Genomic DNA, 22,229 nt, shown 5'->3' on the forward strand with positions numbered 1-22,229 from the left:
GTCTTAAATAGTAAAATTATGTCAATATGTTCGTTTGGCTACGAACTTTTTGTATATTATTACAAGAAAAGACAAGTAATAAAGTAATGAATGGGGAGTTTCTAATGAATAAGACGGTCGGCAGATCAAAGTCAAAAAAGAATAACAAGATCACAACGAAGCTTGGAATGGTTCTGGTTGTGAGCTGTCTGATATTGCTGGCAGTGGTTGTACTGTACAAAGCACAGAGCCTGAAAGCACAGAAAGAGAGCCTGCAGGTTCAGGCGGCGGAGCTTCAGGAACAGCTTGACAGTGCGAAGGAAGATTATAAGAAGCTTGAAGAGCGTGAGAAATATATGCAGACAGATGAGTATGTTGAGGATGTGGCCAGATCACAGCTCGGTCTCATATATCCTGACGAGATCGTGGTAAAGCCTGAGGAATAAAGTCAGAACATAGCGGATGCTGATTTCAGCATTCGCTATTTTTTTGCGCATTTGACGGATATACTTCTTGTCACTATGAACAGGAAGGCGGGAAAATGTTGATGAGAGAAAAGGTAAATGGGTTCGTCGGAGTGATGGCGGTGGCTATTCTGTGTATGGTCAGCGGCTTATGCATGGTCTGGGGGATAGCCCCGGTGGTTCTGGCTGTGTATGTGGCGGCCTGTGCGGTGTGTGGGAGATACATGATAACCTGCATCGGGTGTGCGGCGGGAGTCGCAGCCGGATCTATGGGCATAGCAGGGCTGTTGCACGCATATGAGTATATGATACCGGGGCCTGCGTATTCCGGTGTGATGGTGACGGAGAAATATCTGGTGCTGCTGGGACTTGCGATGTGTCTTATGAAGATCGTGTACTCCAGAAATTCCAGATCGTATGTAAGGGTGATCGTCGTCATGTCGGCTGCCGTGCTTATGGGAAACATAGTGGTATATGCGGATAACATGCTTATGGCTGCAGCTTATGGAGTGGTGGAGGCTGCGATATTCATGTGTGCCAGTGTGATACTGAAACCGGGGATTGGACTTCTATATACATATATCTGCGGGGATGCCTCGGATGTGGAGAGGGATGAGAGCTGGAATATAAGTCAGGGCATAGTGAGCCTCATGGCGCTGGCGGCGGTCGTTCTGTGGGTTGTTCCGGGTGAGGATATCTACGGTGTGAATCCGGCATTTATGCTAGCTCTGGTTCTGATATTGTACGCGGTGTATAGAACTGGAGCGGTGTACGGATGCGGAATGGCGGCGGTGGCGGGAAGCATCGTGTCGGTCAAGCTGAATGACAGCAGGTGGCTCATGTGGATGCTCCTTGTGGCGCTGGTCATGCTCATAGGCCGGGCACTCACCGGGAGAAGAAAGGTGTCTGCAAGTCTGTTCTATGTTCTGGGGTGCGTTCTTGCCTCCGTGGCGGATGGAACAGTGCTGTGGAACGGCTCTGGGCGGGAGATCGCATTTTACTATATAAATATCGCCGTTCCGGTCGTATTGTTTGCGTGTATACCTGGTGCTCTGCTGGGCGCCATGGACGAGGAGACAGATCAGGCGTGTCTTCAGGCGGCTGCTGCGGAGATTAACAGACTCACGGCCTGCAAGATAGAAGATATGGCAAATGTGTTCAGACGGCTCGATTATACATTTGCCGGGAGCGATGAGCCGGCGATAAGCCTGGGACAGATCGGCGAGCTCGTGGATGGCTTCAGGAGACAGATAGATCTGATAGGTGAGGCGAGGGAGATATCCGATGAAAAGCTGCTGGGGCAGATAAGATCGCTGGGGATGGACGAGGTCAGGGTCACGGCCTCCATGGACAGTGGCAACAGGAGCCGATACTATGTGGCGGGAAGAACGTCAGGTCAGGGCATGGTGCTGTCAAGACAGGTGGCTGATGTATTGAGTGGGTACTTCAGGAAGAATATAAGGGCGGGCATGGATTCGCCGAGCCTTTTCTTCGATGAGTACAGATCTGCCGTGTACGAGGAGGCGGCGCGTTACAAGGGGCGTTACCATGTCAGAAGGATAAAGAAATATGGCTCTCCGGTGTCGGGGGATAATTTCTCGGTGAAGGAGTATGAGGATGGCAGGCTGGTGATGATGCTGTCTGACGGCATGGGAAGCGGAAGCCTGGCCTCCTGCGAGAGCTGCATGATGCTGGACACCATGGAGGAGCTGCTGGAGGCGGGATTTGCCCCGGAGTACAGCATTGCATTTGCCAATCGATGTATGTCCAGGAGAAATAAGGGCAGAATATTCACGACATTTGATATGGTGGTCATAGACATGTACGACGGCACCATGAGGAGCTTCAAGCAGGGGGCGTCGGTGACCTATGTGATACGCCCGGGCGATGATGGAAATGAGGTCCGCCAGATAACGAGCACTACTCTTCCCGTGGGCGTGCTGGACGATGCCGAGTGCGACATGGCGGATGTGAAACTTGCGGCGGGGGATGCCGTGGTCATGGTGAGCGATGGACTCTCGGATATGGATGTGTCCGATCACATGCATGATGTGCTCAAGGGAATAAGAGTGGGTGACAGCAGACGAATGGTCGATGATATACTGGGCGCCATGATAGGACAGGGGGATGTGTCGCTTCGGGATGACGTGACGGTCATGGCGGCGGTGATATCAGGATCTGAGAAAAGTAGCGCAGCCTGAGTAACTCTATGCTATAATATGAAATTATGATATTTACAGAAGGATAAATGTATGGATGTATTTGAAAAAGATGTTCTTGAGTATATAAAAAAATACCACATGTTTGATGGTATAAGTCACTGCGTGTGCGGTGTGTCCGGCGGCGCGGATTCGGTGAGCCTGCTCACGGTGCTGGCAAGGCACAGGGCGGAGCTGGGAATAGATATACACGTTGTACACATAAATCACATGATACGCGGTGAGGCTGCGGATGGTGACCAGAGCTACGTTGAGACTTTGAGTGGTGAATATGGTGTCACATGCGACTCTTACAGGATCGATGTCAGGAAGCTTGCGGAGCAGGCCGGACAGACCGTGGAGGAGGCCGGACGCCATGCAAGATATGATGCATTTGACAGAATGCGTGCCAGATATGCGGATGAGGGCTGTGTGATCGCAGTCGCCCACAACCGCAACGATGTGGCTGAGACGGTTCTGTTTAACATGGCGAGGGGAACCGGAATGGGCGGCATAAAGGGTATAGCCCCGGTGAGGGATCACATAGTGAGACCGCTTCTTGGGAGCGACAGGAGCCACATAGAGGAATATCTTGACCGGCAGGGGATCAGATACTGTACGGATGCCACCAACAATGAGGATGATTACACCAGGAACAAGATAAGACACAGGATACTTCCTCTTATGAATGAGATAAATGGACAGGCCACGGAGCATATTTGCCAGATGGCCATGATGGCGGCTGATTACGAGCGGCTTGCTGCCGGACTGGTTGATGATTTCCTGACGGGACAGGGAATTGATGTCAGAAGTGAAGGCTGTGGCTGGACCGGAGACAGCACTGACCGGAGATATGAGCTGGACATGGCGGCTCTCAAGGAGCAGGACAGGCTCGTGCAGGAGCTTGTCATAAGAAAGCTCATCGGAATGGTGTGCGGAGGCCTGAAGGATATCGGCATGAGCCATGTGTCGGAGGTTACGAAGCTGTACTCGGCTGACACCGGGGCGGGGATCAATCTTCCTGCCGGTGCGAGGGTGTGGCTGGAGTACGGCAGACTGGTATTTGCCGGCGGTGAGAACCGCGCCGGTGACCAGAGCTGTCAGGACGGCGGGCTGCCGGGCTGCGTGGACATAGACATCACCTGTGATGGTGAGTATGAGCTGTGTGAGGGAAGGCTTACGGTCAGGATCTACGACAGACCTGAAGCCCTTGATCTTGCAAAAAAAGAGTGTACGAAGTTTCTTGATTATGGTAAAATAAAACAGTGTCTGCAGTTGCGGACATTTGAAAACGGGGATTATATAGTCGTTAATTCTGCGGGCTCGAGAAAGAAGCTCAACCGTCTGTATACTGACTGTAAGATATCAGTGGACAAGCGGCGTCATATTCCACTTGTGACATCCGGGCAGGAGGTCGTGTGGGCCGTGGGACTTAGGATTGGCGAGAATTATAAAGTGACAGAAGATACACAAAAGATAATTGAGTTGAATTTTAACAGGAGGAAACAGAGTTGAAAGAACAGATTGGTGTTATGCTCAGCAGCAGTGAGGTGGAAAACAGAATAAGCGAGATGGCAGCAGCCATAGATAAGGCATATGAGGGAAAGACGATACATTTGATCGGAATCCTTAAGGGAAGCGTGTTCTTCATGTGTGAGCTTGCGAAGAGAATGAAGAGTCCGGTCACCATGGACTTCATGTCTGTGAGCAGCTATGGCGATGGAACAAAGTCATCAGGTATTGTCAAGCTGAACAAGGACCTTGATGAGTCTATAGAGGGAAAGGATGTAATCATCGTGGAGGACATTCTTGATTCGGGAAGAACCCTTTCATACCTTGTGAAGCTTCTCGGCGAGAGAAAGCCTGCAAGCCTTGAGGTTGTGACCCTGCTTGACAAGCCGGACAGAAGAGTTATCCCGGTTGATCTGTATATGACAGGTTTTGAGATCCCTGACAGATTTGTTGTGGGATACGGCCTTGACTGTGCCCAGAAGTACAGAAACCTTCCATATATAGGTGTCATAGAGCAGTAATATATTGATTAAGGAGCATATACATGGAAAATATGGATAAGAGAAAATTCAGGAATGGAATGATAATCTATCTGTTGATCCTGATAGTTGCTTTCATCCTCATAAACAGATGGATGCAGAGCGACAAGATTGAAGTGACCACCACTTACAGTTACACAGATCTGACAGAGGATTTGGATGATGGCAAGATATTGGCATTGTCGATACAGCCAAATGCAGAGATTCCTACGGCGGTAGTTCAGGTGCAGTTCACCAACGGAAAGACTCTTGCATTTTATTCCACAGATGTCAATGATGTCGTGAAGATTTATAACGACTATCAGGCAAGTGTGGACAAGTATAATGCGACCGTAAGCTCGGATGACGATAAGAAGGTCGTTGCCAGATGCAGCCTGAACGATGTGGAGAAGACGAGCATATGGAGTGTGATAATTCCGTATGCCCTTGTCATGATCGTCATGTTCTTTGTCATGCTGCTGTTCGTGAGATCATCACAGGGCGGTGGAGGCCAGATGATGAACTTTGGCAAGAGCAGGGCGAAAATGACAGAGCCTGATGAGAAAGAGAAGGAAGATAAGAAAAATAATAAGAAGAAAATAACATTTGACGATGTTGCCGGTCTCAGTGAGGAGAAAGAGGATCTCGAAGAGATAGTGTGCTTCCTCAAGAACCCGGGCAGATTCATCAAGGTCGGTGCACGTATACCGAAGGGAGTTCTTCTTGTCGGCCCTCCTGGAACAGGTAAGACACTCATGGCAAAGGCCATAGCAGGAGAGGCGGGGGTTCCGTTCTTCAGTATTTCAGGATCAGACTTCGTGGAGATGTTCGTCGGTGTCGGTGCAGCGAGAGTGAGAGATCTTTTTGCACAGGCAAAGAAGAACGCACCATGTATCGTATTTATAGATGAGATCGATGCCGTTGCCAGACAGAGAGGTACAGGACTTGGCGGTGGACATGACGAGCGTGAGCAGACTCTGAACCAGCTCCTTGTAGAGATGGATGGATTCGGAGCGAATGAGGGAATCATAGTTCTTGCAGCTACCAACCGTGTGGACATACTGGATAAAGCGATCCTCCGTCCGGGACGTTTTGACAGAAAGATATCTGTCAATCCTCCTGATATCAAGGGCAGAGAGGAAATCCTCAAGCTTCATGTTGCGAACAAGCCTCTGGCAGAAGATGTTGATCTCAACGAGATCTCCAGAACAACAGCCGGATTTTCGGGAGCTGATCTTGAGAACCTGATGAATGAGGCTGCGATCTCTGCTGCGAAGGCCGGCAGGGAATATATCAATAAGGAAGATGTCGACAAATCATATATCAAGGTTGGAGTCGGTGGTGAGAAGAGGAGCCATGTGGTCTCCGAGGAGGATCGTAAAATCACGGCATATCACGAGTCGGGACATGCGATACTGTTCCATCTCCTTCCATATGTTGGCCCGGTGCATATTGTGTCTATCATACCTACAGGTACCGGAGCCGGAGGATATACCATGCCGCTTCCACAGGGTGATCAGGAATATATTACTAAAGCGCATTTGCTCAACGAGATAAAAGTTAGCATGGGCGGAAGAATTGCAGAGAAGATCATATTTGGCAATTTTACCACGGGTGCTTCACAGGATATCAAGATGGCCAGCGGTTATGCAAGATCCATGGTTACGAAGTATGGAATGTCCGAAAATCTTGGATTTATCAACTATGAGAGCGATGATCAGGAGGAGGTATTCCTCGGGAAAAATCTTGGACATACCAAGCCATACAGCGAAAAGATAGCCGCCGCCATAGATGAGGAGGTTAAGCATATCGTTGACGAGTGTTACAGGGAGGCTTATGAGATTCTGGAGCAGAATGTGGATGTTCTTCACAAGTCTGCAAAGCTTCTTCTTGAGAAGGAGAGAATAACAGGAGCTGAGTTTGAAGCACTGTTCGATAGAGACGATGCTAAGGATGCAGATGCAGATGTTCAGAGCAACGGTGCAGAGCAGAGTACAGCAGAGAATGTAAATGCAGCAGATAATGCTGTTGCAGAGCAGAAAGCTGAGACTCAGACAGACAAACAGTAATATATAAAGACAATACAGATGCCCGCAGTTTTCTTGCGGGCATTTGGCTTATGTTGGATATATGACGGAAGGGAGAACAAGGGATGAAGATAATAAAGAGAGGGATAAATGCGGTGATACCGTTCCTGCTGGCAAATGTATATCTGCTGGCAAGGTGTCCGGAGTGGAATATACCACTCATGCCGCTTATAGTTGTGGTGCTCATAGCCGGATATGTACTGCTTACCGTTATGCCATTTCTCGGACTGAAAAATATCCAGTCGAGTGGGATCAGAAGGTGTCAGAGAGGATGCGAGAATCTGTACTCTTTCCTGGCGGCAACGGTCATGTCGGTGGCTGTGCTGATACTCATGCTGGTTCATGTGATAGATGCCAGGGCATGGACGTGGAAGAACTGGGTTCTGTACATACTCACGGCGGTGGCTGTACTGGCGGTCACATTCTGGGTTGGAATAATAAGAATATATGTGTCATCCAGGCAGCTCGGTATCAAATGGAGAGTGATCGGTATACTGTGCGGTTGGATTCCGGTGGTACATCTGATAGTCCTTGGCAAGCTGATAAGTCTGGCATCAGGTGAGACGGTTCTGGAGAACGAGAAGATTATAAAGGATAAGGCAAGACAGGCTGACCGGGTCTGCGCCACCAGATATCCAATACTCATGGTACACGGAGTGTTCTTCAGGGATTTCAGGTATCTGAATTACTGGGGAAGGATCCCTGCGGCACTTGAGGCGAATGGTGCGACCATATTCTACGGAAACCATCAGTCCGCCGCATCTGTGGCTGACTCCGGACGGGAGATAGCTGACAGGATACAGCAGATATTGAAGGAAACAGGATGCGGGAAGGTGAATATCATAGCCCATTCCAAGGGAGGCCTTGACAGCAGATATGCCATATCGAAGCTCGGTATGGCCCCTTATGTAGCATCACTCACAACGATTAACACTCCGCACAGGGGATGCGAATTTGCGGATTATCTTCTGGGCAAGATACCGGAGAAACAGCAGCAGACCGTGGCAAATGCCTACAATTCTGCACTCAAGAAGCTGGGTGACACAAACCCGGACTTCATAGCTGCGGTGACGGATCTCACGGCATCAGCGTGTGAAAACCTGAACAGAGAGCTCCCTGATCCACAGGGCGTATACATACAGAGCACGGGTTCATGTATGAAGAAGCCTTCAGGTGGACGCTTCCCGCTCAACACCACCAACGCATTCGTAAAGCAGTTTGATGGTGAGAACGATGGACTTGTCGGATATGATTCGTTCAAATGGGGCTCCAACTTCATATATCTGAAGCCTCAGGGCAGGCGCGGAATCTCCCACGGAGACGTGATAGATCTGAACAGAGAAAATATAGATACATTTGATGTGAGGGAATTCTATGTGGACCTTGTGAGTGATCTGAAGAGACGCGGTTTTTAGAAAATGCCCGGTGTTTTGTCTAATGTGAACAATAAAAAGTAAAAATCAGGTAATATTCAGGAAATGTATTGTGATATTGCACAATGACATTTGCCAAATAAAAAAATGTTTGGGCAGACTTTTGACGGGATTTGTATATAATAATACTTGTAACCCCCAATACATTATATAGTTTTGGCTACACCCCATAAAAGTAACAAAATACCTTCTCCAAAAGAGACAGTCGTTCGGTGACTGTCTCTTTTACTTTTGGTGAAAACAGAAATTGGGCAGGATGGTCTGATATGAGGCGATTCCTGCTGTATATTTGCAGCTAATATATGTTTTATCTTGTTGCCTAATCTCCCGAAAAGTATTAATATAAAAAAGAGTATGTGCAAGGGAGATTTTATTGTATGGTGGAAAAGAAGACCAATGGGCAGAAGATACATGATTATGTATATAATGTAAAGCCCATACTAAATAAAGGCGGACTGTTTGCGGACGGAAGCAAATATTATGTCAGCCCACAGGAGCCGGATGTGGATCAGGATGTGAATGTCAGATTCAGGACTACAGCCGATAATGTGGATGAAGTGTTCCTTATATATAATGAAGAAAAGATACAGATGACAAAGGGGAGTTCCAACAGAATATTTGACTTTTATACCGCAACGATACCTGGAGGTCTGCCATTCATAAGATATCATTTTGAGATACATTCGGGAAGGGTCACATGCTTTTATGACAAGCTGGGACCTACGAAGCAGAACGACAGAGAGTACGACTTTGAGATATGTCCGGGATTCAAGGTACCGGAGTGGGCAAAGGGTGCGGTATTTTATCAGATATTTGTGGACAGGTTCTGCAACGGGGATACTTCCAATGATGTGCTGGATAATGAGTACGCATATATAGGTACCGGTTCAGTTCAGGTAAAGGACTGGAATCAAAGGCCGAGCATCATGGATGTGGGACGTTTCTATGGCGGAGATCTCCAGGGTGTCAAGGATAAGCTTGATTATCTGCAGGATCTGGGAGTGGATGTAATATATCTGAACCCTATATTCGTATCACCATCCAACCATAAGTATGATATACAGGATTACGACTACGTTGATCCCCACTATGGAAGAATAGTTGACGATGAGGGTGACTGCCTTCCGGGCGGATGCCTTGAGAACAAGCAGTCGTCGAGATATATCAACAGAGTTACAAATAAAAAGAATCTTGAGGCCAGCAATCAGCTCTTTGCCGAGCTGGTTGAGGAGATACACAAGCGTGGCATGAAGGTCATCTTGGATGGCGTGTTCAACCACTGTGGTTCATTCAACAAATGGATGGACAGGGAGTGTATATACGAGAATCAGGAGGGCTACGAGAAGGGTGCGTTTGTATCGAAGGACAGCCCTTACAACACTTTCTTCAAGTTCTACAATGACAATGCATGGCCATACAATACAACATATGATGGCTGGTGGGGTCATGACACCCTGCCAAAGCTCAACTACGAGGATTCGCCGAAGCTGGTTGAGTACATCATGAAGATAGCAAGGAAATGGGTGTCACCTCCGTATAATGCAGATGGATGGCGACTTGACGTGGCTGCGGATCTGGGACATTCCCCAGAGTACAACCACCAGTTCTGGCGGGAGTTCAGGAGAAATGTTAAAGAGGCAAATCCGAATGCGATAATTCTGGCTGAGCACTATGGTGATCCAAAGAGCTGGCTGAAGGGAGATCAGTGGGATACTGTCATGAACTACGATGCGTTCATGGAGCCTATCACATGGTTCCTCTGCGGTGTTGAGAAGCACAGCGACGAGTTCCGCGGTGACCTTCTGGGTAATTATGATGCGTTCAAGGGCGCGATGAACTATCACATGTCCAGATTCCTGAGACCATCGATAGACGTGTCCATGAATGAGTTGTCAAACCATGACCATTCCAGATTCCTCACGAGAACCAACAGAAAGGTTGGACGACTTCACACCATGGGAGCGGATGCCGCCGATCAGGGCGTGGACAAGGGTATATTCAGACAGGCTGTCGTATTCCAGATGACATGGCCGGGCGCTCCTACCATATACTATGGCGATGAGGCCGGTGTGTGCGGATGGACAGATCCAGACAACAGAAGAACTTACCCATGGGGACATGAGGACAAGGAGCTGATACAGTTCCACAAGGACATGATAAGAATACACAAGTCGTACGAGGCGCTTAAGTCAGGTTCTGTATTATATCTCCACGGCGGACACAAGATACTCTGCTATGGAAGATTTACTGACAACAAGCAGGTGGTAGTCATCATGAACACCAACTATGAGGATGTGGATCTGAAGCTTCATATCCGTCAGATAGGTGTGTACAACCACTCGATACTCAGAAGAGTCATGCTGACAAATGAAGAGGGCTATACACTGGAGCCACAGGATTTCATGGTGGAGCACAACGTACTCACGATCAAAGCTCCGAAGATGAGTGCGATGGTGCTTGTTCGTGCCTGATGGCCGGAAGACAAAGATATACAAGACAAAGATATACAAGACAAAGATATACAAGACAAAGATATATGACATAAAAATATAAAAAAGTTCCTTTGGACGAATGATGTTATTGAAAGAATCATTTGCCGGGGAGCTTTTTTATTTGCAAGAGAAATGCTTGCACAGAAAATGGATTGAAAATGGAATTGCTTGCCCGTGTTATCGTCTAAATCTGCGGCGAGCCGAATTCTATGTTTGTCCATGACTTTGTAACGATCCAAGAAACACCATCCAAGAAACACAATTTAGAAAACAGATAGATTAAACTACAGGTTGGGTGAAAAATATAGGGAGATAGGGTATATTGGACAAAATAGTATTGTAAAGAAGGAGGCAGATAGAATATGAGAGTATTGCTTTTGCTTAGGGGATCTGCCGGTTGTGGCAAATCTACATGGATCGAGCAGAATGGATTAAAACCATACACACTTTCAGCGGACGACATCAGACTGCTTTGTCAGAGTCCGGTGCTGCAGGTGGATGGTACGAGAGGAATCAGTCAGAACAATGATGGTACGGTGTGGAAGACATTGTTCAGCCTTCTTGAGATCCGCATGCAGAAGGGCGAATTTACGGTGATAGATGCCACGAATTCCAAGACTTCGGAGATAAACAGATATAAGAATATGTGTGAGACGTACAGATACAGAATGTATTGTGTAGATTTTACAGATATACCTATAGAAGAGGTGAAGAGAAGAAATGCCGGGAGGGAGGAGTTCAAGAGGGTATCAGATGACGTTATTGACAAGATGTACTCCCGCTTTGCCACACAAAAGATCCCTTCGGGAATCACGGTCATAAAGCCGGACGAGCTTGACAGCATCTGGATGAAGAAGAGGGATTTCTCCCAGTATAAGAGGATCCATCACATCGGGGACGTTCACGGATGCTATACAGCGCTGATGAAGTATCTGGATGACAATGGCGGTATAAAGGATGATGAGTTCTATATATTTACAGGTGATTATATCGACAGAGGCGTGGAGAATGCGGAGGTTGTAAATTTCCTGATATCTATCATGGACAGGAAGAATGTTCTCATGCTTGAGGGCAATCACGAGAGATGGCTGTGGCTGTGGGCAAATGACTGCACCGGCAGGTCGAAGGAGTTTGAGCTTGTGACAAGACCAATCCTCGATGCTTCCGGAATCGACAAGAAGGAGGTGCGGAAGCTTTACAGAAGGTTTGGACAGTGTGCTTACTATAGCTACGGTGATAATGTATATCTGGTGACCCATGCGGGACTCAGTGTGATTCCCGACAATCTCACATTTGTGGCAACTGATCAGATGATACATGGAGTCGGAGCTTACAATGATTTCGAGAAGATCGCAGAGACATTCTACGGGAAGATGCCGGCGAATTACTATCAGATCCATGGACACAGGAACACCAAGCTGCTCCCGGTGCGGGTGAATGACAGAGTGTTCAACCTTGAGGGCAGAGTCGAGTATGGCGGGGAACTCAGATGCGTTCGGGTGGATGCTGATGGAATCCATGAGGTGGAGATCCACAATGATGTGTTCAAGGCACCTGAGATACAGGAGGAACAGACCGTTACCACAAGCTCTGTTGCAGATGTGATCATCTCCTTGCGGGGGAACAGGTACATACAGGAGAAGACATTTGGCAATATTTCGTCATTCAACTTCACGAGCAAGGCATTCAATGACAGGGTGTGGGATGAGCAGACCACAAGAGCAAGGGGCTTGTACATTGACACATTCAAGGGAAGAGTCGCAGCGAGGGCGTATGACAAGTTCTTTAATATCAATGAGCGCCCTGAGACAAAGTTTGATATGCTGCAGAATAAGCTGCAGTTTCCGGTGACTGCCTATGTCAAGGAGAACGGTTTCCTGGGACTCGTGAGCTACGATGAGTACAACGACGATCTGTTGATAGCGAGCAAATCCACCATAGAGGGACCATCCGCCGGCTGGCTGAAGGATATGATATATGAGAAGGTGACACCGGAGAATATAGAGAATATGAAGCGGTTTGCGAAGGACAATAATGTGACATTTGTATTTGAGTGTGTTGATATGAAGCATGATCCTCACATCATAGAGTACCCGGAGAGCAATCTGTATCTGCTTGATATAGTTTACAACCAGATAAACTATGCAAAGTATGATTACGATGCGATGTGTGATACAGCCCACCGGTTCGGCCTGACACCAAAGAAGAAGGCTTGCGAGCTTGCAACCTGGCAGGAGTTCTATGACTGGTATTATGATATCCTTGAGGATGATTACGAGTATAACGGCAGAGTCATAGAGGGGTTTGTCATCGAGGACAGCGCCGGATATATGACAAAGCTCAAGCTTGCATATTACAATTTCTGGAAGTTTATGAGGACAATATCCTATGAGGCTATCAGAAACGGATATATCAAGAAGACATCGGCACTCACCACCCCTCTTGCAAATGAGTACTATGCGTGGGTGAGAAAGCTTCACGATACAGAGGATCCCGCAAATGTTCCGAGGGATATATGCACGCTTAGAAGATGGTTTTATAATGACATGAAGCAGGCGGAAGGCGATAGCCTGATATAGGTGATCATAAGAGATAACACGGTGAATGTTTGACGGGTTATGTTATATCATGGCAGCAGCCAGACATAGAAAATTATCCAGGCTGCTGCATATATTTACATGGTACGCTGAGTAGGAATGAGAGGTGATATTGTATGATATTTTATACGTCAGATCTTCATTTTGGACATGCAAATGCTATAAAATTTGATGAGAGACCATTTAAAGATGTGGATGATATGGCTGATGGAATGATACATAACTGGAACAGCAGGGTAGGAAAGAATGATACAGTGTATATTCTCGGGGATTTCTGCTTTAAATTGAAAGATCCGGAGCCGATCCTTGCAAGACTTAAAGGACACAAGCGCCTCATCCTTGGCAATCACGATCAGGTAATAATGGGAAGTGAGAAGCTGCAGTCCTACTTCGACGATATACAGAAGATGGACTATGTGAGCGACAGAGGTAAGCTGATAGTTATGTGTCACTTTCCGATAGCTGAGTGGAATAAGAAGAAAAGCGGGGCATACCATTTCTATGGACATATCCACAAGAGCAGTCCTGAAGTGTACAGCTTCATGACCGGCCAGGGACGTGCTTACAATGTAGGCTGCATGATCAACAACTACATGCCGTGCACCGCTGACGAGATCATCCGAAATAACGAGATATATCAAGCCAGATTACAGTCAGAGGCTAAATGATAAGAGGTATAAGGACGTATGTATATGTAACTGGCAACCTGTATTTTCAAGTTTTGTAATTCCACATGCTTCCAATAACTGCCGGAAGTAAAATCAGAATGCATCATGCAGCGAAAACATAGAAGTAAACGGAAAAGAAGGAATAAGGAGGAATTGTATAATTATGAAAATATTAAATGACATATAGTGTAATTTAATGCTATAAAAAACCAGCCCATAGGTGTTAACGAAAAAGTAGATTACCACCGTGTAGGCTTTTTGCGCTTTCCCGGATGGGCACAATCCCTCGTCAGCACCTATGGGCGTCCGTCTCAGCACCCATGGGCGTCCGGCAGTTAATTCTTGGAAGGCAGCGTAATGTAATTTCGATCCACCGCCTGGAACAGCTTCGGCCGGAAATTCTCCTTGGTAAGTTCGAATATGGAGTGTGACACCAGGAAGTAATAAGCCTCCACAGCCTGATCCACGTTGATACTAGTGATCTCAGGGCTGTTCAGGTATCCCTTGATGGCAACGGTGAGACCCATTACCAGATACTTACATATAATAAGAGGAGACAGCATAGGATTGTCAGGAATCTGATCCGTGTCAAATATCTTCAGGTGTTCCTTGAAGAAACTGGTGAACTGTTCGATCATGACCTGCTCAAAGCTGTTCTGCCCGGTTGTCTCAAAAAGCTTTCTGTAAAGCTTCGCTTCATTAATAATGTGTGTGAAGAGATATTTTATGGCCTCAAGGATCATGTTGTGCTCAAGCAGTATCTCCAGTTCCTTGGTCACCTCATTGTAGAGCATGTAATCCATCAGCTCATATTTGTCTTTAAAATGTCTGTAGAATATCGGTCTTGATATTCCAACGTCTTCAGCGATCATCGTGACAGTGATCTTATCAAAGGAATATTCGTTTACAAGCTTTTTGAAGCTTTTGATAATTTTATCTTCAGTCTTTTCCTCGCTTGGATTAGGCACTTTCCCAAACCTCCCTCAGTTTATAATTTGTTTATAATCAATTTTGAATATGTGTTCAAACGTTTGTTACAGATTAGCATATTTGTAACAAAATGTAAACGTTTTCGTATTTTGGGTAGTTTATTTAAGAAATATCAGGTTGTATAATCCACCACAGAATAGAAAAAGGAGATGTTATGGCTATGTTAAAACTAGGAGAAAAGATAGTAAGTGCGAGGGTCGTAATACTGATTCTCAGCTTAGTTCTTCTCATACCAGCGGCATACGGTTATATCAAGACCAGGGTAAACTACGATATTCTGTCATATCTTCCGAAGGATATCGAGACCATGGAAGGTCAGGATATACTGGTTGACCAGTTCGGTACAGGAGCCTTCTCGCTGTATGTGGTAGAGGGGATGGAAGACAAAGATGTATCCGCACTGAAATCAAAGATTGAAAAAGTAGACCATGTATCAAAGGTTATATGGTATGACAGCTTTGCAGACCTGTCAGTACCAAAGGATATGCTTCCTGAAAGCCTTTATGATGCATTTAATAATGACGAAAAGAATGCCACCATGATGGCCATCATATTTGATGATACCACATCGGCGGACGGCACAATGGATGCCATCGAGGAGATAAGAAGCATATCAAACAAGCAGTGCTTCCTGTCCGGTATGTCAGCGGTTGTCGTCGATACCAAGAAGCTGTCAGAGAAGGAAACCCCGATATACGTACTTATAGCGGTTATCCTGAGTAGTATCATCCTGGCGATCACAATGGACTCTATCATGATCCCGGTACTCTTCCTTGCAAGTATAGGAATGGCGATCGTGTACAACCTTGGATCAAATATCCTCATGGGTCAGGTATCATACATAACAAAGGCGCTGGCTGCGGTACTTCAGCTCGGAGTTACAATGGATTACTCCATATTCCTGTGGCACAGCTACAAGGCACAGCAGAAGGAATACACGGATAAGAAAGAGGCTATGGCACACGCCATCGCAGAGACAATATCATCAGTTGTGGGAAGTTCCATAACAACAGTTGCCGGATTCGTTGCACTGTGCTTCATGAGCTTTACCCTCGGACTTGACCTTGGTATCGTCATGGCAAAGGGTGTCGTACTCGGAGTTATCGCATGTGTAACGATACTTCCATCACTCATCCTTGTATTTGACAAGGCGATAGAGAAGACAACACACAGAGCAATACTTCCAGAGTTCAAGGGAGTAGGAAAATTCATAGCTAAGCACTACAAAGTATTCCTTGTATTGTTCGTGATCATCCTGATCCCTGCAATATACGGATACAATCATACAAAGGTTTATTACAAGCTGGATTCATCACTTCCAGACAGCCTGGAGAGTGTTCAGGCCAACACAGAGCTGGCTGAGGTATTCAACATGAATTCAACACATATGATACTTGTCACAAATGATCAGAGTGACAAGGACACAAGAAACATGATGTCAGATATCGAGAACATCGATGGAGTTAAGTTCTGTCTCGGACTTGACAGCATCATTGGAGCAGGTATTCCAACCGACTTCATACCTTCAGATGTCACAGAGGCGCTCAAGAGCGATGACTGGCAGTTGATACTCGTCGGATCAGAGTATGAGGTTGCTTCAGATGAGGTTAACAATCAGTGTACAGAGATCAATAATACCATCGATTCATACAACGAGAAGAACATGCTGGTTGGTGAGGCTCCTTGTACAAAGGATCTTATCACTATAACAGATAAGGATTTCGCATCTGTAAGTACAGTATCCATCGGAGCGATATTCATCATCATCCTCTGTGTATTCGGTTCAATATCACTGCCAATCGTACTTGTGGCAGTCATAGAGTTTGCGATATTCATCAACATGGGTATCCCTTGCTTCACCGGAACAGAGATACCGTTCATAGCTTCAATAGTTATCGGTACTATCCAGCTCGGCGCGACGGTTGATTACGCCATACTGATGACAACGAAGTACAAGAGAAACAGACTGAACGGATACAGAAAGTTTGACGCCGTGGCAACAGCATGCCAGGAGTCAGTACAGTCCATAGTTGTCAGCGCACTTTCATTCTTCGCTGCAACATTTGGCGTAGGTCTTTACTCAGATATAGATATGATCAGCGCGCTGTGTACACTTATGGCTCGTGGAGCACTCATAAGTATGTGTGCAGTTATCCTGATGCTTCCATCAGCACTGATGCTCTTCGATAAGGTCATCATGTTCAGATACAGGAAGAACCTGATGGATGGACCATCAGCGAAGGTTAGCGATGAGGACACTGCAGCCACTCAGGCATAGCAGTTATAAACAGATGTAACTACGGAACTTTTGTAATCTATGAAAAGAGGTAATAATATGATCAAATGGAAGAAATATATATGTGTTGCATTATCAGCAGTTATGATGGCATCACTGGCAACAGGATGCGGAGATACAAATGACAGCTCATCCTCAGACAAGGCCGAGGCTACAACCGAGAGCGAGTCAGACACACTTCAGGATGCACTTACATCTGAGATATCCAAGGATGGCGCATCTGACGCAGACAAGGAAGAGACAGTATATGTCCTTGCCGATGCAAATGGAAATGCAAATGACGTTACAGTCAGCACATGGCTGAAGAACTCAGACGGTGCAGAGGGACTCAACGACAAGACAAACCTCACAGACATCCAGAACGTGAAGGGCTATGAGGAATACAAGGACAACGGCGATGGCACTATAACATGGGCTGCAAATGGATCAGATATCTACTATCAGGGCAAGTCAAATGAGGAGCTCCCTGTTGACGTAAAGGTAACATACAAGCTGGACGGCGAGGAGATAGAGCCTTCAGAGCTTGCAGGCAAGAGCGGTAAGGTCACCATCAGATTTGATTATACCAACAACACCAAGAAGACAGTCACAGTGGACAGCAAGAATACAGAGGTCATCTCACCATTTGTAATGCTCTCAGGAATGATCCTTCCTGTAGATAAGTTCTCAAACGTTCAGGTTGAGAATGGTAAGGTCATCTCAGAGGGAAGCAACCAGATCGTAGTCGGATATGCAGTTCCTGGATTCAAGCAGTGCTTACAGGATGGTATAAATGACAGCAAGATAGAGACAGCACTTGATAACATAGATGTACCTGATTATGTTGAGGTTACAGCGGATGTCACAGACTTCGAGCTCTCAATGACCATGACGGTTGCAGCAAGTGACCTTCTTGGATCAAGCGCAGAGGATGCCATAGACGAGGTTGAGGACAAGGCAGATGTGAGCTCACTCACAGACAGCGTAGATCAGCTCGGTGATTCTGCAGATCAGCTCGAGGAGGGTTCAGGAAAGATCACAAATGGTTTGGAGACTCTGAAGAATGGTACTTACTCATTGAAGAAGGGCGCTGACACACTGGCAGACGGTGCAGCTTCACTTGAGACTTACACAAGCCAGCTTGCAGCAGGTACTTCACAGATATCAACAGCCATGGGAACTCTGGACGATGGAATCAAGTCTATAAAGGATGGTTCATCAGCTCTCAACGATGGTGCAAAGACACTGGCAACAGGAGCAAAGACAGTCGATACAAGCGTTGGCACACTCAAGAGCGGAGCTGACAAGCTGAACAGTGGTGCAAAGGAACTTCAGGCAGGCTTTGAGGGAACAGACAGCAATCCTGGACTTTCCAAGGGCGCAAGCTCACTGGCATCAGGAGCAAGCAATGCATATGCAGGTTCACAGGCACTTGCAAAGGGCGCTACAGAGCTCAATAATGGTGTGAACACATTGATCACCATGCTGACAGGAATGCCATCACAGATCGTAAGCCAGGCTCAGTCAAATGTATACAGCCAGCTCGGCGGTTCCATAACAAGCGAGGCCGGAATAGATGCGGCTATGTCACAGCTTGAAGGAGCACTTGCACTAGGTAAGACTACTCTGGATGCGGCAAAGGGCGATGGAACATACGATGCATATTTTGCACAGTACACAGGCCTTGCAAAGGCAAAGGGTGCTCTCAATGCGATCGATCAGATAGGAACGACCCTCACAGCTACTTTGACTTCAGAGGAGACAACAGCACAGATAACAGCATTACAGCAGGGTGCTGAGACACTGGATACCAAGATGGGCGAGCTGTCAACAGGACTCAAGACCATCAGTGACGGTGCTTCAAGCATTTCAACAGGAATCGATTCCGCATATGCAGGTGTCAAGGCAATCGCAAAGGGAACCGGAGATCTCTCAAGAGGTGCGGCAGCGCTCAAGAAGGGTACAAAGACTCTCAGCGATGGAGCAGCTACAATATCAACAAATATGAACACACTGTATCAGGGAAGCTTAACACTGGCAAATGGAAGCAGCCAGTTAAAGACAGCGGCAGGAACTCTTGATTCAAGTGCAGGCCAGATCGCAGCAGGAGCAAAGACCCTCAGTGATGGAGCATCACAGCTTGACAGCGGAAGCAAGACTCTGGATGACGGAGCAAAGGAGCTTGTAACAGGTTCAAAGACTCTCAGCGATGGAATGAAGCAGTTCAACGAAGAGGGTATCAAGAAGATCACAAAGCTGTTTGCAGGCAACTATCAGGCAGACATTGATTATATAGAGGCACTCTTCTCAGACGATACAACTTACACAAGTTTCACAGGTACGATCGATGGTACAAAGAGCACAGTTAAGTTCATATATGAGACAGGTGCGATCAAGTCTGACGCTGAAAAATAAGCGAAAAAACAATGAAAATCTTCGTGTTGACTTTACTGTAGCCTTAGGTTATAGTATAAGCGTCCGTGAGGATAATGGTAACATTTACTATAGTTTAGGAGGATTAGAACATGTTTGATAAGGTTAAGGCAATATTCGAGGAGCAGTTAGGAGTTTCACAGGACGAGATGAAGCTTGACACAAACTTCAAGGATGATCTTGGTGTTGATTCACTTGATCTTTACGAGATCGTTATGAAGCTTGAGGATGAGTTCGATGTTGAGATCCCTGCTGAGGAGCTCGATGACGTAGCTACATTTGAGGACGTACTTAACTACCTTAAGAGCAAGGGTGTTGAGGAGTAATATTGCTAACTGAACAGATTGGACTGTTTTGAATACATTTGTTATTCAAAGTTGTCATGTATCGGACATGACATAACTTTGGTAGCCAGCCAGGACATGAGTCCTGACTGACCATCCAAGGTTATATATATTATATGAGAGTTGATTTACAGCAGATGCTTTGAGCCGTGGGGCTTGATGGCATGTGCTTTTTTTGTGCGTTAATACACCGCCAAGCGATGCCGGATTTTCGAGCTCGCTCGAAAAAATCCGGCATCATTTGGCGGTTAAGCGGTATATGAAACATGGAGGCTGACAGGCCGGAGTGTGAATGAAGCGCGGCAGATTGCGGGAGCACGAAGTGCGGAGCAAGCTGAAGTATTAACGCAGTATTAATTCTTGACCTTGCGATTTGCGGAGCCCTGTTCTATAATAAGGGATGGCTGACTTGGCTTCTGGATGTAGCATAGGAGATGGTTGATAAAATCCAGTACAGACAGACATCAATGATATGCGAATGTAAATCAATTACAAAATATAATAAAGGCGGTAAAAAAGAAATGGGTAAGACAGCAGTTATATTCCCAGGCCAGGGCGCACAGTATGTGGGCATGGCAAAGGATTTTTATGACAACTTTGAGGACAGCAAGAAGGTATTTGACGAGGCAGATGACGTTCTGGATATAGAGCTTAAGAAGATCTGTTTCGAGGAGAACGATGACATCAACAAGACAGAGTACACACAGCCGGCCATGGTTGCTGCAGAGGTTGCCATATATGAGCACCTGAAGAACGCAGGTCTCAAGGCTGATGTATTTGCAGGACTCTCACTCGGTGAGTACAGCGCACTTGTTGCAGCAGGAGCCATGACTCTCGCTGACGGCATCAAGACAGTTAGAAGAAGAGGTATCCTCATGCAGAACGAAGTACCTCTCGGAATGGGCGGAATGGCAGCAGTCATAGCTATGGACGCTGACAAGATTGCCGAGATATGTGAGAACACACCTGGCAAGGTACAGATAGCAAACTACAACTGTCCTGGACAGATCGTTATATCAGGTGAGGCAGAGGCTGTTAAGGCAGCATCAGCAGCACTTGCAGAGGCTGGAGCCAAGAGAGTTATCCCACTTAACGTAAGTGGTCCTTTCCACTCACAGATGCTTGTGCCTGCAGGTGAGAAACTTTACGACTTCCTTCAGGATATCAAAATAGCAGATGATTTTGCACCTTACTACTGCAATGCAGACGCAGAGGAGATCACAGACGCAGCCAAGGTAAAAGAGCTTCTGAAGAGACAGGTGTATTCATCAGTAAGATGGCAGCAGACAATAGAGAACATGATAGCTGACGGTGTTGACACATTTATCGAGGTCGGCCCGGGCAAGACTCTCACAGGCTTCATGAAGAAGATCAACAGAGAGGTAAAGAGTATAAATATTGCAACTGTAGACGATTTAGCGAAATTGGAGGAACTGAATGCTTAAGGATAAGGTAGCAGTAGTAACAGGTGCCGGAAGAGGTATCGGACATGAGATAGCAAAGACATTTGCCGGATATGGCGCAAAGGTAGTAGTAAACTTCAATGGCTCAGAGGAGCGTGCAAACAGCCTGGTTGAGGAGATCAAGGCAGCAGGCGGAGAGGCAGTTGCATTCAAGGCAAATGTTGCAGATTTCGCTGAGGCTGAGGCACTCATGAAGTTCGCAGTTGCTACATATGGAAGAATAGATATTCTCGTGAACAATGCGGGAATCACAAGAGACAATCTTGTACTTGGAATGAAGGAGGCTGATTTCGACGATGTTATCAATATCAACCTCAAGGGTACATTCAACTGTATCAAGCATGTGTACAGAACCATGATGAAGCAGAAGTACGGACGTATCATCAACATGTCATCCGTAGTAGGTATAGAGGGAAATGCAGGACAGGTGAACTACGCAGCATCCAAGGCTGGTGTTATAGGTATCACCAAGTCTATAGCCAAGGAGCTCGGAAGCCGTGGAATCACAGCGAACGCCATCGCTCCTGGATTCATCAAGACAGACATGACAGATGCACTCTCAGACAAGGCAAAGGAGGCTATGCTTGACCATATCACAGTCAAGAGACTTGGTGAAGTATCAGACATCGCTGAGACAGCAGCATTCCTTGCTTCAGATAAGGCATCATACATAACAGGTCAGGTCATCAAGGTTGACGGTGGCATGAGCCTGTAGGATATACAGATCACGATCTGGAATAATACAAATAGAAAACAGGGTATCGCAACAATGTTGT

At 46.5% G+C, this 22,229-nt stretch carries 15 protein-coding genes; 14 read left to right on the top strand and 1 reads right to left on the bottom strand.

Annotated elements, in window-relative coordinates; genetic code table 11:
- Positions 1 to 104 precede the first annotated feature (104 nt).
- The 9 genes from ARA78_RS05840 (at position 105) to ARA78_RS05880 (ending at position 13,948) form a co-directional block, all read left to right on the top strand.
- A complete protein-coding gene (locus ARA78_RS05840; RefSeq protein WP_015534613.1) occupies positions 105 to 425 on the top strand; it encodes an FtsB family cell division protein in 321 nt (106 codons plus the stop codon).
- Between the two features lie 95 nt (positions 426 to 520).
- Positions 521 to 2,644 carry a SpoIIE family protein phosphatase gene (locus ARA78_RS05845; protein WP_055280195.1) on the top strand — a complete coding sequence of 708 codons (2,124 nt, stop codon included), beginning with the start codon at positions 521 to 523 and terminating at the stop codon, positions 2,642 to 2,644.
- 51 nt (positions 2,645 to 2,695) lie between these two features.
- Complete coding sequence (tilS, locus tag ARA78_RS05850; RefSeq protein ID WP_055280197.1) at positions 2,696 to 4,156, top strand: tRNA lysidine(34) synthetase TilS; 1,461 nt, start codon at positions 2,696 to 2,698, stop codon at positions 4,154 to 4,156.
- The gene (gene hpt, locus ARA78_RS05855) at positions 4,153 to 4,674 is read left to right on the top strand and encodes a hypoxanthine phosphoribosyltransferase (RefSeq protein WP_055145081.1); all 522 of its coding nucleotides are present in this window, start codon (positions 4,153 to 4,155) and stop codon (positions 4,672 to 4,674) included. The genes tilS and hpt overlap by 4 nt, the downstream gene beginning before the upstream one ends.
- Before the next feature lie 23 nt (positions 4,675 to 4,697).
- On the top strand, positions 4,698 to 6,740 hold the full coding sequence (gene ftsH, locus ARA78_RS05860) for an ATP-dependent zinc metalloprotease FtsH (RefSeq protein ID WP_055280199.1): 2,043 nt from the start codon (positions 4,698 to 4,700) through the stop codon (positions 6,738 to 6,740).
- Positions 6,741 to 6,823: 83 nt separating this feature from the next.
- Positions 6,824 to 8,173 carry an esterase/lipase family protein gene (locus ARA78_RS05865; protein ID WP_055280200.1) on the top strand — a complete coding sequence of 450 codons (1,350 nt, stop codon included), beginning with the start codon at positions 6,824 to 6,826 and terminating at the stop codon, positions 8,171 to 8,173.
- 395 nt (positions 8,174 to 8,568) lie between these two features.
- Positions 8,569 to 10,662, top strand: coding sequence for a glycoside hydrolase family 13 protein (locus tag ARA78_RS05870; RefSeq protein WP_055280202.1), 2,094 nt, complete (start codon positions 8,569 to 8,571; stop codon positions 10,660 to 10,662).
- Positions 10,663 to 11,045: 383 nt separating this feature from the next.
- On the top strand, positions 11,046 to 13,262 hold the full coding sequence (locus ARA78_RS05875) for an RNA ligase (RefSeq protein WP_055280205.1): 2,217 nt from the start codon (positions 11,046 to 11,048) through the stop codon (positions 13,260 to 13,262).
- Positions 13,263 to 13,396: 134 nt separating this feature from the next.
- A complete protein-coding gene (locus ARA78_RS05880; RefSeq protein WP_055280207.1) occupies positions 13,397 to 13,948 on the top strand; it encodes a hypothetical protein in 552 nt (183 codons plus the stop codon).
- Between the two features lie 335 nt (positions 13,949 to 14,283).
- Here ARA78_RS05880 and ARA78_RS05885 read toward each other — a convergent pair whose 3' ends face one another.
- A complete protein-coding gene (locus ARA78_RS05885; RefSeq protein ID WP_055280210.1) occupies positions 14,284 to 14,916 on the bottom strand; it encodes a TetR/AcrR family transcriptional regulator in 633 nt (210 codons plus the stop codon).
- Between the two features lie 182 nt (positions 14,917 to 15,098).
- Here ARA78_RS05885 and ARA78_RS05890 point away from each other — a divergent pair, with 182 nt between their 5' ends.
- The 5 genes from ARA78_RS05890 (at position 15,099) to fabG (ending at position 22,168) form a co-directional block, all read left to right on the top strand.
- Positions 15,099 to 17,216, top strand: a complete 2,118-nt coding sequence (locus ARA78_RS05890; protein WP_055224099.1) for an efflux RND transporter permease subunit — start codon at positions 15,099 to 15,101, stop codon at positions 17,214 to 17,216.
- Positions 17,217 to 17,273: 57 nt separating this feature from the next.
- Positions 17,274 to 19,628: a hypothetical protein gene (locus ARA78_RS05895; RefSeq protein ID WP_055280212.1), complete on the top strand. Its 2,355-nt coding sequence runs from the start codon at positions 17,274 to 17,276 to the stop codon at positions 19,626 to 19,628.
- Between the two features lie 110 nt (positions 19,629 to 19,738).
- Positions 19,739 to 19,972: an acyl carrier protein gene (gene acpP, locus ARA78_RS05900; RefSeq protein ID WP_022216990.1), complete on the top strand. Its 234-nt coding sequence runs from the start codon at positions 19,739 to 19,741 to the stop codon at positions 19,970 to 19,972.
- Positions 19,973 to 20,511: 539 nt separating this feature from the next.
- The gene (gene fabD / locus ARA78_RS05905) at positions 20,512 to 21,435 is read left to right on the top strand and encodes an ACP S-malonyltransferase (protein ID WP_055280214.1); all 924 of its coding nucleotides are present in this window, start codon (positions 20,512 to 20,514) and stop codon (positions 21,433 to 21,435) included.
- Entirely contained in the window at positions 21,428 to 22,168 is a 741-nt protein-coding gene (fabG, locus tag ARA78_RS05910) for a 3-oxoacyl-[acyl-carrier-protein] reductase (RefSeq protein WP_055280216.1), read from the top strand. Before fabD ends, fabG begins: the two co-directional genes overlap by 8 nt.
- Positions 22,169 to 22,229 lie beyond the last annotated feature (61 nt).

The sequence above is a fragment of the Coprococcus eutactus genome (assembly GCF_001404675.1).
In the GTDB taxonomy this organism is placed as follows: Bacteria; Bacillota; Clostridia; order Lachnospirales; family Lachnospiraceae; genus Coprococcus; species Coprococcus aceti.